This window comes from Agromyces sp. LHK192, from assembly GCF_004006235.1.
In the GTDB taxonomy this organism is placed as follows: domain Bacteria; phylum Actinomycetota; class Actinomycetes; order Actinomycetales; family Microbacteriaceae; genus Agromyces.
The window spans coordinates 3476084-3489601 of sequence record NZ_CP034753.1 but is presented as its reverse complement, the minus strand read 5'-3'; the positions used below and the strand labels follow the sequence as shown (position 1 = coordinate 3489601).

Below are 13518 nucleotides of genomic sequence, written 5' to 3'. Positions count from 1 at the left end.
CGAGACCGTCACGTCGTCTCGGGCGCTGCCTCGTCTTCGGCCTCGTCCTCGACTTCGGTCTCGGTCTCGGCCTCGTCCTCGTCGCGCTCGCGGCGGCGCTTGCGCTCCTCCTTCCGCTTCGCCTTCTTCTCCTTCTTCGCCGCCTTCGCGTCCGGCTCGACCGGGGCGGATGCCTCGGGGTCGAGGTCGGGTCCGGGCTCGCCCTCGGAGTCGGGTCCGGACTCGCTCTCGGAATCGGCCCGGGGCGCGGCTGCGGCATCCGTCTCGGTGGTCGCCACCTCCGCGTCGGGTTCCGCGATCGCGATGGCGACGTCCGTCGCCGGCTCGGCGACCGCGACCGCGGTCTCCCTCGCGGGCTCGTCCGCCGGGGCATCCTCGGCCGGCCGATGACCGACGCCGATCAGGACGGTGAGGTCGACGCGATCGATCCCGCGCGTCGCGAGCGTGTCGAGGAGTCGCACGCGGACCCGTTCGCGTGTCTCGTCATCGAGGTCGGCGATGACCCGCGACCGGCTCGTGCCGAGCACGATCCGCCACGCGAGGTCGTCGTCGAGGTCGACGTGCCGCGGAACCTCCTCGCCCCGCACGTCGACGAGTCCGATCGTGTGCATCCAGTGCGCGAGGCCGCCTGCACTGTCGGGCACCTTCCGGGCGGCCCGGTGCGATCGGTGCCGGTCGACGGCGGCGGCGCCGGCTTCGCCGCCCTCCGCCTCGACGGCGGCGTACAGGGCCTGCTCGAACTCGTCGAACGCGCTCGGCGCCCAGATCGTGAGCACGAGGCGCCCGCCGGGCCTCGCTCGCGACGCGAGATGGCGCGCCCCCGCGTCGACGTCGTCGAAGAAGAACACCCCGAGCACGCACTGCACGAGGTCGTAGCCGACCGTCTCCCACGTGCTCGCGTCGTCGGCGTGGAACCGGAGTTGCGGCAGCAGCCCGTCGGCCGCTCCGAACGCGTCGGCGCGCGACCTCGCGTGCCCGAGCATCGGCTCGGCGAGATCGACGGCGTCGACCAGCCCTTCGATTCCGACCAGTTCAGCGGTCGGCACGGCCGACGCACCGCTGCCGCAGCACGCGTCGAGCACGAGTTCCCCGACCTGCGGCGCTGAGCGCAGGACGGTCGCGAGTGAGATCGGCTCCCAGATCTCGGCGTCGAGTGCGGCGAACCGGTCGGAATCGTGCACGAAGTGCCGCATCCGGTCGTCGCCGAGTATTGCTTCCCCCATGGGCATATCATGCCGTGCGCGGGCGGCACCGGGCGACGGGTTGCGCCGAATTCCTGCATCGCGGCCGCCCTCGCCGATCGCCCGCCGGGCGTCAGCGGGGCCCGTTCAGGCAATCGTGATGCGGAGGCGGCAGACTGTACGGGTCCTGCCCTTCGATCGAAGTGAGACCTCCCATGAATCGCGCCATGCGCCGCGGTGCGCCCATCGCGCTCGCCGTCACCTCCGCCCTGGTCCTCGCCGGATGCGCCTCGTCGCCCGAAGGGGCCGAGCCGACCGCGACCGAGGCGGCCACCGCCGAGTGCCAGGACCTCTCGTCCGGCGACCTCTCCGACGGCGTGCAGGTCGAGGGCGAGTTCGGCACGGCGGCACCGGTCGCGACCTTCACCACGCCGGTCGAGACCGACGAGCTCCAGCGCACGATCCTCATCGAGGGCGACGGCGAGACCACGGCGCCCGGCGACGTCGTCGACGTCGTGATCAGCATGTACTCGTCGGTCACCGGCGAGCAGCTCGTCTCGCAGCCCGCGCAGCTCGGCGTCGGCGACGAGGCGACGCTCCCCGGATTCACCGCCGCGATCGACTGCGTGCCGATCGGGACCCGCACCGTGACCGTCGCGCCGGCCGCCGACGTCTACGGCGAACAGGGCAACGAGACCATCGGCGTCGGCCCGAACGAGGCGGTCGTCATCGTCGCCGACGTCACCGGCGAGGTGCAGCCGCTCACCCCGGCCGAGTGGACCGAGAACGTCCCCGAGATCACCTTCAACGACGACGCGGCACCGACCGTGGTCATCCCCGACGCGCCGGCGTCGACGGAACTCGAACTGGCCGTCCTCGAGGAGGGCGATGGCGCCGAGGTGCAGGCCGGCGACACGGTCACGCTCAACTACGAGGGCATCGACTGGGATACCAAGGAGACCTTCGACAGCTCGTACGAGCGCGGCGAGCCCGCGAGCTTCTCGACCGACGGCGTGATCCAGGGCTTCGGCGCCGCGCTCGTCGGCCAGAAGGTCGGCACGAAGCTCGTCGTCACGATCCCGCCGGAGTACGGCTACGGCACCGACCCGGCCGCGCACGAGCTCGGCGGCAAGACGCTCGTCTTCGTCGTCGAGATCCTCGACACGGCGTCTGCGGGCTAATCCCATGCAGATCGCGAAGGGGCCGGCTCGAACGAGCCGGCCCCTTCGGCGTCTCCGGATGCCGTGCGGTCAGGGCGCGACGTCGACGGGCCGCGACACCGGTGCGAGCGTCGTCGGGGCCGACGCCTCGTCAGGCCGCGACGTCGACGGGTGCGTCGATCGCGGGGGCATCCTTCGGCAGCCGCCAGTAGCCGCAGAACGAGATCGCCTGCTTGTCGACCCCCTTCGCGACGAGCAGTCGGCGGATGCCCGCCGCGAGCGCCTGCTCGCCGGCGGCGTATCCCGCCCACTCCCCGGGGCGATCGATCGCGACCTCGGTCGCGGCCCGGTAGGCGAGCGATCCGGGCCGATCGTCGTGTCCGCGGACGAGCCAGCGGACCTCGACGCCGGCCGGGTGCGCGAACTCCTGGACGTCCGCGGCATCCGGCACCTCGATGAACGCGACGCCCGAGGCATCCGACGGGAGCGACTCGCACACGCCGGCGACGGCCGGCAGCGCGGTCTCGTCGCCCGCGATCAGGAACCGCCGGGCTGAAATCGAGGCGTCGAACCCGACGCCCTCGTCGAGCAGGCCGAGCGCGTCGCCCGGCTCGCACGTCGCGGCCCACGTCGCCGCGATGCCCTCGAGGTCGCCGGCGGCGTTCTCGTGCAGCACGAAGTCGATGTCGAGCTCGGCGCCGCTGGTCGCGCCCGGGGCGCCTGCCGGTCGGAACGCCCGCACCGTGTAGTTGCGCATCACCGGGCGGATCGCCCTCGGCATCGCGAGCAGGCGCGCGTAGCCGCCCCATCCGTCGCGGTCGGGAAGGCGCAGCTCGGTTCCCGCCGGCGGCAGGAACAGCCGGAACCACTGGTCGGCGCCGCGGAACGCGAACCGGTCGACCTGTCCGCCGCCGACGGTGACGCGCACGAACGACGGGCTGATCCGCTCGCGCCGCAGCACCTCGAGGTGCAGCGGCACCGTGCGTTCGGGCTTCAGGGGCTCACTGTGCGACTTGGCCATCGGGGGTCCCTTCGGGTGCTTCGGGTGCGTTCGGTGCTGCCGGTGTCGCTGCGGTGTCGCGCCGCAGCCCGCGAAGCACGCCGGTGCGGGCGAGCCGGCCGGCGATCACCAGGCCCAGCCAGGTGAAGGCGAGCTGCGTGACGAGGAGCACCCCGGGGATGGCGATCTGCATCGGCAGCGCGAGCGAGGGCAGGTTCCAGTACGCGCCCCAGAACACGCTGTAGAAGACCACCACGACGAGTGTCGCGACGTAGTGCAGCCACGGTCGCCACACGCGGTAGCGCGCGATCGCGAACACGGCCTCGATGAGCACGCCGATGATGAGGTACGACGCGACGCTGCCGATGCCGCCGGGCACGAACGGCGCCTGGGTGAGCCCGGCGATGAGCGACGCGAGGACCGCGGCGCCGGCCCGCCGGGTCGCGGCCTGCGCGACGACGACCGGCAGCGTGTAGACGCCCGTGCCGAGGCCCGCCAGCGCGGGCATCGCGACCGCGACGACGTTGAAGAAGTATGCGTTGCCGATGTTGAGCAGTCCGCCCGCGACGCCGATCGCCGCGACCGCGAGCAGGAATCGCGTGCTGGTGCGCGTGGTGCGCGGTGTTCGCGGAGCGGTGCGGGTCTCGTCGGTCACAGGGTCTCCATGAGGTCGGTGACGGTGGCGCCGGCGCTGAGGCCCCACCAGTAGACGGCGGCCACGACCGCCCAGAACACGAGGACGAACACGGTGTCGCGCACGCGCCAACGACTGATCGTGCGTTCGGTGCGGGCGCGGTGCGCGCCGAAGGCGCGGGCATCCATCGCCAGGGCGACGCGCTCGGCGTGGCGGATCGCGCTCGCCAGCAGCGGGATCGCGAGCCCGATCGTCCGGCGCACCCACGCGACCGGGCCGCGCCCGTGGTCGGTGCCGCGCACCCGGTGGGCCGCGCGGATCACCTCGAGTTCGTAGCCGAACCTCGGCACGAACCGCAGTGCCGCGAGCGCCGTGTAGCCGATGCGGTACGGCACCCGCAGGTTCTGCACCATCGCCCGCACGAGCTGCGGGCCCGTGCTCGTGAGCCCCGCGAGGAGCGACAGCAGCACGAGTGCGGCGATCCGCAGCGCGGTCGCGAGGCCGACCAGGTAGGCGGCCAGGGTGAACCGCCAATCGCCGATCTCGAGGAGCACCACGGATGCCGCATCGCTCGTCTGGTCGACGCGGGCGGGATCGGTCCAGATGCCGAAGCTGATGCCGAGCACGGCGACCATCAGCGGCGTGCCGACGAGCAGTCCGGTGATCACCCGGCCCGAGAGCTTCGCGCCGATGAACAGCAGCAGCATGGTCGCGACGATCAGCACCGTCGGGATCAGCACGCCGCGCGTGAACACCAGGGCCAGCATCACGGGCAGCGGTGCGAGCAGCTTCGCCAACGGGTTCAGCAGGTAGAGGAACCGGCCCGGCGGCGGGGCCTGTTCGGCGTAGGGGTCGATCTCGTGCGTCTCCGCCGCGGTGGCGTCGGCGGTCGTCGCGGTCGCGCCCGGCGCGGCGGTCATGCCCCGACCTCCGATGGTGCGGGCAGCTGCGACAGTCGCGCGACGCCGTGCCAGTCGGGATGGTTGCGCAGGGCGCGGGTCGCCTGAGCGAGGGGCGGATGCCGCAGCCCCGCCTCGTCGATCAGCGGACCGGCGAGCACCTCGGCGGTCGGGCCGACGCCCGTGAGCCGTCCGTCGGCCATCACCGCCGTGTGGGTCGCGTAGTCGGCGACGAGCTGCAGGTCGTGCGTGACCACGATCACCGTGGTGCCCTCGTCGTTGAGCTCGCGGAGCATGCCGAGGAGCTCGGCCGCGCGCTCACGGTCCTGCCCGAACGTGGGCTCGTCGAGCGCGAGCACCGGGGCGCCGGCGATGAGGGCGGTGCCGACCGAGAGTCGCCGCTTCTGCCCACCCGACAGGAGGAACGGATGCTGCTCGCGCAGGTGCTCGAGGCCGAACCGGCGCAGCATCCGCTCGACGATCGGCTCGCGATCGGCCTCGTCGACACCCTGCACCCGCAGGCCCACCTCGAGCTCCTCCACGACGCTCGAGGCGACGAACTGGTGCTCGGGATTCTGGAACACGAAGCCGATGCGGCGGCTGCGGTCGCGGGCATCCGCCCGGCTCGGATCGAGGCCGAGCACGTCGATCGAGCCGCCCGCGGCCGGGATCACGCCCGCGATCGCCTGGAGCAGGCTCGTCTTGCCGGCGCCGTTCGTGCCGACGATCGCGAGGAAGTCGCCGCGCGCCACCTCGAGGTCGACGTCGTGCACGACGACCGGTCCGCGCCTGCCGCCGCGTCGCACCGACAGGTTGGCCACGCGGATGGCGGGGGGTGCGGGGACGGCGGACGGGAGGTGTTCTGCGCCTCGGGAGGCCTCCCCCGGCGAATTCGACCTCCCGTCGTGCGAATCGCCTCCCGTCGCGCGGGACGCGGGCCGTGCGGGCGCGGGGAGCTTCGTCGCGTCGAGGGCTGCGGCGAGCTCGGCGGGCGAGACGGGCAGCGGGTCGAGCACGACCCCGGCCTCGCGCATGCGGAGTGCCGCGAGCGTCGAGACCGGCAGCCAGACGCCGAGCTCCAGCAGCTCGTGCGCCCGCTCGCGAAGCACCTCGCGCACCGGGCCGTCCATGACGAGCCGGCCCTGCCGGTCGAGCACCACCACCCGGTCGACCACGTCGACCGCGGCGTCGAGGTTGTGCTCGACGAGCACGATCGCGTGGTCGCGTTCGCTCGCGAGCTCGCGGAGCACCCCGTACACCTCGTCGATGCCGACGGGATCGAGGTTCGCGGTCGGCTCGTCCAGCACGAGTACGGGTGACGCCATCGCGAGCGCGCACGCGATCGCGAGCCGCTGACGGCCTCCGCCCGAGAGCCGGTCGGGGTTCTCGTGCCGCCGCTCCCAGAGCCCGACGTGACGCAGCGCGCGCTCGGAGCGCTCGAGCACCTCGGCGACCGGCACCAGCTGGTTCTCGGGGCCGAACGCGACCTCGTCGAGCAGGGTGCCCGTGACGACCTGCGCGTCGGGATCCTGGAAGACCATCGCGACGTGCGCGCTCAGCACGCCCACGGGGTGCTCGCGGCTGTCGAGTCCGGCGATGCGCACCGTGCCCTCGATCTCGGCGGGGACCGCGTGCGGGATCAGGCCGTCGAGCGCGAGCGCGAGGGTCGACTTGCCGCAGCCCGACGGGCCGAGCAGCAGCACGACCTCGCCGGCGCGCACCTCCAGCGAGACCCCGTCGGGCGTCGGAGCGCCCGCGCCGTCGTGCCGGATGCCGACGCGGTCGAGCGCCAGCAGCGGCGCGCCGTTCGTCGGGCCCGACGCCGGGCTCGGCGTGGCGATGGGCGCCGGGCCGGGCGTGGTGCCGGTCGCGGACTCGTCGGCGGGTGCGGAGGTCATGGCGGTCCAGGGCTCGTGGGCGCCCGGGCTCGTGCGCTCCGGGCGGGCGCCGACCGGGGCATCCGTTCGGCAAGGAGAGCCTAACCTCGCCTGCGTGATCCCGCCGCATCCGATCGGATGCCGCGGCGCAGGCGCGCGAGCCGGCCGCGGGCCGCGCCGCGCGCACCGACCTGCGCACCGACCCGCGCACCGGCCCGCGCGGCGCCCCGCGCACGCCGCCGGATCAGCCGACGGGGAGCTCCTCGAGGAGGGCCGACGCGGCGACCGCCCGGTCGAGCTCCTCGGCGATGATCTCGTACGCGTCGTAGTCGCGGACGGCGTTCGCGAGCGCGGTCGCGCGGTCGCTGTAGCCGCGATCGGCGAGCACGCGCTGGACCGCCGCCCCGATGGCACGTGCCCCCGGGGTGCCCGTGCGCAGGTTCGCACCCACCCCCGTCCAACCGACGCGCGCCGACACCTCGGGCTTGTCCTCGGTGTCGCCCGCGACGACCAGCGGCACGCCGTGGCTCAGCGCGTACTGCACACCGCCGTAGCCCGCGTTCGTCACGAACAGGTCCAGCTTCGGGAAGAGCAGGTCGTACGGGAGGAACTCGGCGGCCCGAGCGTTCGGCGGCAGCTCGCCGAGCTCCGAGACCGGGCGTCCGCCCGTCGAGACGACGACCAGCAGGTCCTCGCCGTCGAGGGCGTCGAGGGTCGGGCGTACGAGTCGGTCGAAGTCCGCGTTGTCGATCGTGCCCTGGCTCACGTGGACGACCCGGCGGGTGCCGTCGAGTTCGTCCCACCAGTCGGGCAGGGGGCCGGCATCGGGCGCCGGCGGCAGCACCGTGCCGGCGAAGCGGACGTTGCGGGAGAGCCGCTCGCGCGGGTACTCGAACTCCTCGGCCGACAGTTGCAGGAACCGGTCGAACTTCGCCGTGAGGTCGAGGATGAAGAAGTCGGGCTCGGGCCGGTCGAGCGAGCGCAGGATGTCGCTCGCGAACCGCTGGGTGCGCCGGAACACGACCTTCTGCACGAACAGGTTCAGTGCGCGATTGCGAAGGCGGCCGAGCCGGGTGCGGCTCGGGGTGAGCCCCAGTCCGTAGGGCGCGACATCCGGCCCGGACTGGCTGAGCGGCAGCACGCCGAGGCCGACGACCGGGGGGCGACCGGCCGGATCGTCGAGCAGCAGCGGAACCACGCCGGCGAAGGCCGACTCAGCGATGATCGCGTCGGGACGCAGGTGGGACACCGCCTCGTCGACGGCGCGGTATTGGTCGGGGATGGGGCGGATGAACACCGTCTGGATGTCGTACTCCAGCTTGGCGATGCCGCGGTGCGCGTCGCGGTCGGGAAGCAGGTCGTGCATGGACCGGTCGTCGTAGTCGGCGATGCCGCCGAGTGGGCGGTGGGAGGCGCCGACGGCTTCGACCCGGGCGCGGAAGCGAGAGCCGGTGAGGACGGTCACGTCATGGCCTCGGAAGACGAGGTCGCGGGCGACGGCGACGACGGGGCCGACGTGCCCCTCGATGGGGTTGGCGCAGAGGAGATAGGTGGACATGACGAGCGACGCTAGCCATGCCGAGAAACCCTCGACAAGCGATTCCGGCGCCGTTCAGTGCCAGCCCTCACCGATTTCGGTGGCACCCCTCGTCGCACCTCCGGGGAGGCACCGAGAGCCCGGGAATTCCCCGGTCAGGTCGCGTGTTGTACGTATGTCCGGACGGAATCGGACCGTCCGCGAAGGGAGGAGCACGTGGGCATCCACTACGTCGAGTTCGAGGACGACTCAGGCGTGCTGCGCCGATACCGCAAGCACCCCAACGGCAAGGGGCTCGTCGCCTCGAATGCCAAGGTCCACGCGAGCGCGTTCGTCGACCCGACGGCCTACGTCGACCCCGGAGCCGAAGTGCAACCCAATGCCAACATCGGCCCCGGAGCCTGGATCGAGCGCGACGCGATCGTCGCCGAACGGGCCGTCATCGGCGTGCGCGCGCACGTCGGACCCGGCGCCGTCGTCGGGCGCAACGCCGTGCTCGGCCCCTACGTCGAGATCGGCAGGGGCGCGAGGGTGCAGAACGGCGCCCGCGTACGTCGCGAGGAGGTCGTCGAGGCCGGCGCCGAGTACCGTGCGTCGAACGACGACCTGCGCAGGCTCGGCCTGGCGGCGTGAGCCCGACGACCTGAGCGCGACGGCCTGAGCCCGGCGGCGTGAGCGCGCCGGGCTCAGGGTCCGATCGGGGGATTCCCCCAGTGACAGTCATCCGTCATCGGCGTAGCCTGACGATTCGGCCGGGGCGTGCTGCGCCCCGGCGCGCGACGGATCGGGGGGACCGATGAGCCGGCTCGGAGACAGGCTTGCGACCTTCGGGGGTGCGCGGCCCGACGTGCTGCCGCTGGCCCCCGGCCAGCGCCCGCGATACCTCGCGATGGGGCTCGTGCTCATCGCGACCGCAGCCGTCTCCGCGTTCGCCGCGTCGTATGCGCTGATCCTGGCGCTCGCGGCGCCGGCCTGGGTCGCGGTCGTCGCCGGGATCGTCTGGGGACTCGTGATCCTCGCCATCGACCGGATGCTCGTCGTCGGGATGCCGCGCCAGCCCAAGGCGTCGGCGAACCTGCTCATGGCGCTGCCTCGGGTGGGTCTCGCCCTCGTGATCGGCGTCGTCGTCGCGACCCCGCTCACCCTGCAGGTGTTCGAGCGCGAGGTCACCGCGGAGACCCAGGTCATGGTGCTCGAGGCGAAGCAGGCCTTCGAGGAGGAGCTCGCCGCCGACCCGCGGTACGCCGGACTCGATGAACTCGAGCAGCGCGTGGCCGAGCAGCGCGCCCTCATCGCCGACGGCGGCCGCGCCGCGCTCGCCGGCGACGCCGACTACGTCGCGGCACAGGCGGCGACCGCCGCCGCGCAGGCCGCCTACGACGAGGCGAACCGCGTGTGGCTGGCCGAGCTCGACGGCACGGGCGGCACGGGCATCGTCGGCGACGGGCCGATCACGCAGTCGAAGAAGCTCGACCGCGACGGCAAGCTCGCCGCGCTCGAGGCCGCGAAGGCCGCCGAGGCCGACGCGAAGGCGCAGGCCGAGGCCCGCATCGAGGCCGGCTCGGCCGCCGCGGTCGACCAGGCCCGACAGGCCCTCGAGGCCGACAGTGCGGAACTCGAGCGGCTGACCGCCGCGCGCGATGTCGAGACCGCGCGGTTCGAGGCGGCCGCCGACCAGAGCTCGGGCATGCTCGCACGCCTCGAGGCGCTGTGGCGCATCGGCGAACGCAACGGCCTGCTCGCGTTCGCGCACCTCATGATCGCGCTGCTGTTCGTGTGCATCGAGCTCATGCCCGTGCTCACGAAGACCCTGCAGAACCTCATGGCGCCGACCGCCTACGACGACATCGCGACGATCACCGACGACACGATCGTCGCCGGCGAACGCGAGCGGGCCGCCGATCGACTGCGGCGCGCGCGCGACGAGTCGGCACCGCGGCTCGAGGTCTCCGAGTACCGGGCCGAGCTCAGGCGGGAGTCGGGCCGACGGGTCGCCGACGCGTTCGTCGCCGCGCAGGAGCAGGCCGAGCTCGCCGCGGTCGAGGAGTGGGCCGATCAGCGGGCGCCGTTCATCGCGGCGCGCGCCGTGCGCGAGTGGGAGCAGGACTCCGACGGCGCGCCGGTCGGTCAGGCGTCGCAGCGCGGGTGACGTCGTCGCCGCGCGACTGACGTCGACGCGGTGCGCCGCCGCCCGCCCGCGCGCACACGCGCCGTCAGCCGAGTTCGCCCGCCAGCAGCGCCAGGGTCTGCACGCGACCGGGGGCGGCATCCGCCGGCTCGCCGTCGTGCGCACCCGCGATCGGCGAGATCATGACCTCGTCGACGCCGGCTCGCGCGGCGAGCGCACGCACCTCGGCCGCCGCGCCGGCGGCATCCCCGATGATCCAGCGCCGGCGCATCCCGGCGATGAGCTCCTCGCCGATCGAGTCGCGCGGCGCGGCGAGCGCCTCCTCGATCGTCTCGAGCGGGCGCATCGGCCGGTTCGAACGCAGGCGCGCCATCGACCGCAGATGCGGCAGCGCGCGATCGTTCGCCTCCTCGACGGTGGGGGCGACCGACGCGTTCACGGGCAGCATCGTGCGCGGCTCCGGGTGCGCTTCGCTGGGCCGGTACTCGGAGCGGTACAGCTCGAGGGCGCGCTCGAGCCCGTCGCCCGAGAAGTGGTACGCGAAGACGTACGGAAGCCCGAGCTCGGCCGCGAGCTTCGCCGAGTAGTCGCTCGAGCCGAGCAGCCACACCGTCGGCACGTCGGATGCCGCGGGCGTCGCGGTGATCGCGTACTCTCGGCCGCTCGTGAGCCGCAGCGTCGCCCCGTCGGGCGAGAGCAGGCTCATGATGTCGGACACGTGGTCGGGGAACCGGTCGACGTCGGCCGTCGGCCCCGAGATGCGCAGCAGCTGCGTGATCACCGGGTCGCTGCCGGGGGCACGCCCGATGCCGAGGTCGATGCGCCCGGGCGCGATGGCCTCGAGGGCCGCGAACTGCTCGGCGACGACGAGCGGCGCGTGGTTGGGCAGCATCACGCCGCCCGAGCCCACGCGGATCCGCTCGGTGCGCGCGACCGTCGCCGCGATCAGCACGGGCGGCGTCGTCGAGGCCACGGCCGGCATGTTGTGGTGCTCGGCGAACCAGTAACGCTCGTAGCCGAGCCGGTCGGCGGCCTGCGCGAGTGCGAGCGACGCGGCGACGGCATCGGCCGAGGTCTGGCCGGTTCGCACCGGAACGAGGTCGAGGACGGAGAGGGCGGGCGAAGCGGTCATCGTCACAGGTCAACGGATGCCCCTCCCGAGCTATTCCGCCCTGACCCGACCCGGCCCGTCGTCCGGCCGCTGTCCGACCCGCTGCCCGACCGTCACGTCGGACCGCGACGAGGAGGGAGAACCCTGAGGCGATCGGCGGGATCGCCCTGACGCGACCCCGCCGCGACCTCGCTCAGATGGGTGAGTCGTGCGCGCCGGGGATCCACTCCGGCCGTCGAGCAGCCCAGAGCGCCGGCCCACGACGAGCAACCTCGGAAGGAACCAACTGTGAACACCCCTGTGCCCGGCGCCGAGCCGGCCGTCGCACCCGCCCCCGCGGTCCCCCTCCATGCCGTCGAAGCCGGCCCGCACGTGCCGGGCGTCCCGACACCGCCGACCGCCGACGTCGTCGGCCTCGCCGACGAGCGGGCACGGCGTACGGATGTCTCCGCGCTGAGCCTGCGCGAAGCGCTCGCCCTGCTCGCGTCGCGTCTCGACGGCGACCTCTCGATCCCGGGCGACCCGGGGTTCGATTCCGCACGCACGGCCTGGAACCTCGCCGTCGACCAGCGACCGGCCGCCGTCGTCGTGCCGCGCTCGGTCGACGACGTCGTGCGCACGATCGAGACCGCCCGGGACTACGGCCTCTCGGTCGCGCCGCAGGGCACGGGCCACAACGCCGCCCCGCTCGCCGCCGACCACGGACTCGCCGACGCGATCCTCGTTCGCATGCACGAGCTGCGCGGCGTCGAGGTCGACCCCGATGCGCGTGTCGCGCGCGTCGAGCCGGGTGCGCTGTGGGGCGACGTCGTGGCTGCGGTCGCCCCGCACGGCCTCACCGCGCTCGCCGGATCGTCGCACGACGTCGGCGTGGTCGGGTACACGCTCGGCGGCGGCGTCTCGTGGTTGGCGCGCTCGCACGGGCTCGCGGCGAACCACGTCCTCGCGATCGAGGTCGTGACGGCCGACGGCGTGCACCGCCGTGTCGACGCCGACCACGACCCAGAGCTGTTCTGGGCGCTCCGCGGCGGCGGCGGCGACTTCGCCGTCGTGACGGCCATGGAGTTCCGCCTGCACGAGGTGGCCCCGGTCGTCGCCGGCATGCTGCTCTTCCCCGTCGAGCGGGCCGACGAGGTGCTCCAGGCCTGGCGCGAGTGGACCCTCGACCTGCCCGACACGGTCATGAGCGTCGGGCGCGTCCTGCACCTGCCGCCGCTGCCCGAGCTGCCGCCGTTCCTGTCGGGGCGCTCGGTCGTGGTCGTCGAGGCCGTCGTGCAGGAGTCGCCCGAGCGGGCCGACGAGCTGCTCGCCGACCTGCGCGCGCTCGGTGCCGAGCTCGACACCTTCCACCCGCAGCCCACGGCCGAGCTGCTCGCGCTGCACATGGACCCGCCGGAGCCCTCGCCCGGCTTCGGCGACGGCATGATGCTCCGCGAACTCGAGCCGGCGACCATCCGCGCGTTCGTCGACGCGGTCGGGGCCGAGTCGGGCACGGCGCTCATGACGATCGAGATGCGGCACCTCGGCGGACGCATCCGGCCCGAGGAGGCGCGAGCGGCAGCCGCCGGGTTCGACGTGCCCGCGCCCGGTGCGACCGCAGGGTTCGACGCCGGATACCTGGTGTTCGCCGGCGGCATGGCCGTTCCCGGCCTCGGCGACGCCCTCGTGCGATCGCTCGGCCGCCTGTTCTCGGTCATCGAGCCGTGGCGTGCCGAGGTCGAGTACCTCAACTTCGCCGAGCACCGCCGCGACCCGGGGCAGCTCTTCGGCGACGCGCTCGAGCGCCTCCGCGCGGTCAAGCACGCCGTCGACCCGACCGGCGTGATCCGCTCGAACCACCCGGTGCGCTGAGCCGCACGCCCCGACGGATGCCACGGCCGAGCGCCGTGGCATCCGTTCGTCCGCCCTTTCCCACCCCGCCTCAACTCCGGATCAGCCGCCCGTCGCGCGGCGCGTCAGGGCGTGACACGCCGTCGGATGCCTCGGCGTTC

General features: G+C 73.5%; 11 protein-coding genes. 4 read left to right on the top strand and 7 right to left on the bottom strand.

The window, feature by feature from the left end; all coding sequences use genetic code 11:
- Nucleotides 1-8: 8 nt before the first annotated feature.
- On the bottom strand, nucleotides 9-1223 hold the full coding sequence (locus ELQ40_RS15835; protein ID WP_164863663.1) for a class I SAM-dependent methyltransferase: 1215 nt from the start codon (nucleotides 1221-1223) through the stop codon (nucleotides 9-11).
- A 173-nt stretch (nucleotides 1224-1396) separates the two neighbouring features.
- On the opposite strand from ELQ40_RS15835, the gene ELQ40_RS15830 reads away from it, so the two are divergent.
- On the top strand, nucleotides 1397-2362 hold the full coding sequence (locus ELQ40_RS15830) for an FKBP-type peptidyl-prolyl cis-trans isomerase (RefSeq protein ID WP_127794551.1): 966 nt from the start codon (nucleotides 1397-1399) through the stop codon (nucleotides 2360-2362).
- Between the two features lie 130 nt (nucleotides 2363-2492).
- Here ELQ40_RS15830 and ELQ40_RS15825 read toward each other — a convergent pair whose 3' ends face one another.
- From ELQ40_RS15825 to ELQ40_RS15805, 5 genes are all read right to left on the bottom strand, one after another.
- A complete protein-coding gene (locus ELQ40_RS15825; protein WP_127794550.1) occupies nucleotides 2493-3362 on the bottom strand; it encodes a siderophore-interacting protein in 870 nt (289 codons plus the stop codon).
- A complete protein-coding gene (locus ELQ40_RS15820) occupies nucleotides 3343-3996 on the bottom strand; it encodes an ECF transporter S component (protein WP_164863661.1) in 654 nt (217 codons plus the stop codon). Before ELQ40_RS15820 ends, ELQ40_RS15825 begins: the two co-directional genes overlap by 20 nt.
- On the bottom strand, nucleotides 3993-4895 hold the full coding sequence (locus ELQ40_RS15815; protein ID WP_127794548.1) for an energy-coupling factor transporter transmembrane protein EcfT: 903 nt from the start codon (nucleotides 4893-4895) through the stop codon (nucleotides 3993-3995). Before ELQ40_RS15815 ends, ELQ40_RS15820 begins: the two co-directional genes overlap by 4 nt.
- On the bottom strand, nucleotides 4892-6772 hold the full coding sequence (locus ELQ40_RS15810) for an ABC transporter ATP-binding protein (RefSeq protein WP_127794547.1): 1881 nt from the start codon (nucleotides 6770-6772) through the stop codon (nucleotides 4892-4894). Before ELQ40_RS15810 ends, ELQ40_RS15815 begins: the two co-directional genes overlap by 4 nt.
- A 223-nt stretch (nucleotides 6773-6995) precedes the next feature.
- On the bottom strand, nucleotides 6996-8309 hold the full coding sequence (locus tag ELQ40_RS15805; protein ID WP_127794546.1) for a glycosyltransferase: 1314 nt from the start codon (nucleotides 8307-8309) through the stop codon (nucleotides 6996-6998).
- A 195-nt stretch (nucleotides 8310-8504) separates the two neighbouring features.
- Between ELQ40_RS15805 and ELQ40_RS15800 the strand changes: the two genes are divergently transcribed.
- Nucleotides 8505-8921 (top strand): transferase, encoded by a 417-nt coding sequence (locus tag ELQ40_RS15800; RefSeq protein WP_164863659.1) that lies wholly within the window; start codon nucleotides 8505-8507, stop codon nucleotides 8919-8921.
- 163 nt (nucleotides 8922-9084) lie between these two features.
- Nucleotides 9085-10437: a DUF4407 domain-containing protein gene (locus ELQ40_RS15795; protein WP_127794544.1), complete on the top strand. Its 1353-nt coding sequence runs from the start codon at nucleotides 9085-9087 to the stop codon at nucleotides 10435-10437.
- Between the two features lie 64 nt (nucleotides 10438-10501).
- Here the strand turns inward: ELQ40_RS15795 and ELQ40_RS15790 are convergent, their stop codons facing one another.
- Nucleotides 10502-11548 carry an LLM class flavin-dependent oxidoreductase gene (locus ELQ40_RS15790; RefSeq protein ID WP_127794543.1) on the bottom strand — a complete coding sequence of 349 codons (1047 nt, stop codon included), beginning with the start codon at nucleotides 11546-11548 and terminating at the stop codon, nucleotides 10502-10504.
- A gap of 267 nt (nucleotides 11549-11815) precedes the next feature.
- Here ELQ40_RS15790 and ELQ40_RS15785 point away from each other — a divergent pair, with 267 nt between their 5' ends.
- Nucleotides 11816-13378: an FAD-binding oxidoreductase gene (locus ELQ40_RS15785; RefSeq protein ID WP_240665828.1), complete on the top strand. Its 1563-nt coding sequence runs from the start codon at nucleotides 11816-11818 to the stop codon at nucleotides 13376-13378.
- The last annotated feature ends 140 nt before the right edge of the window (nucleotides 13379-13518 follow it).

Excerpts from the sequence above, each read along its gene's own strand:
- ELQ40_RS15825 (WP_127794550.1), bottom strand. The coding sequence starts at position 3,362 with ATGGCCAAGTCGCACAGTGAGCCCCTGAAGCCCGAACGCACGGTGCCG.
- ELQ40_RS15805 (WP_127794546.1), bottom strand. The coding sequence starts at position 8,309 with ATGTCCACCTATCTCCTCTGCGCCAACCCCATCGAGGGGCACGTCGGC.
- ELQ40_RS15810 (WP_127794547.1), bottom strand. The coding sequence starts at position 6,772 with ATGACCTCCGCACCCGCCGACGAGTCCGCGACCGGCACCACGCCCGGC.
- ELQ40_RS15815 (WP_127794548.1), bottom strand. The coding sequence starts at position 4,895 with ATGACCGCCGCGCCGGGCGCGACCGCGACGACCGCCGACGCCACCGCG.
- ELQ40_RS15830 (WP_127794551.1), top strand. The coding sequence starts at position 1,397 with ATGAATCGCGCCATGCGCCGCGGTGCGCCCATCGCGCTCGCCGTCACC.
- ELQ40_RS15835 (WP_164863663.1), bottom strand. The coding sequence starts at position 1,223 with ATGGGGGAAGCAATACTCGGCGACGACCGGATGCGGCACTTCGTGCAC.
- ELQ40_RS15795 (WP_127794544.1), top strand. The coding sequence starts at position 9,085 with ATGAGCCGGCTCGGAGACAGGCTTGCGACCTTCGGGGGTGCGCGGCCC.
- ELQ40_RS15790 (WP_127794543.1), bottom strand. The coding sequence starts at position 11,548 with ATGACCGCTTCGCCCGCCCTCTCCGTCCTCGACCTCGTTCCGGTGCGA.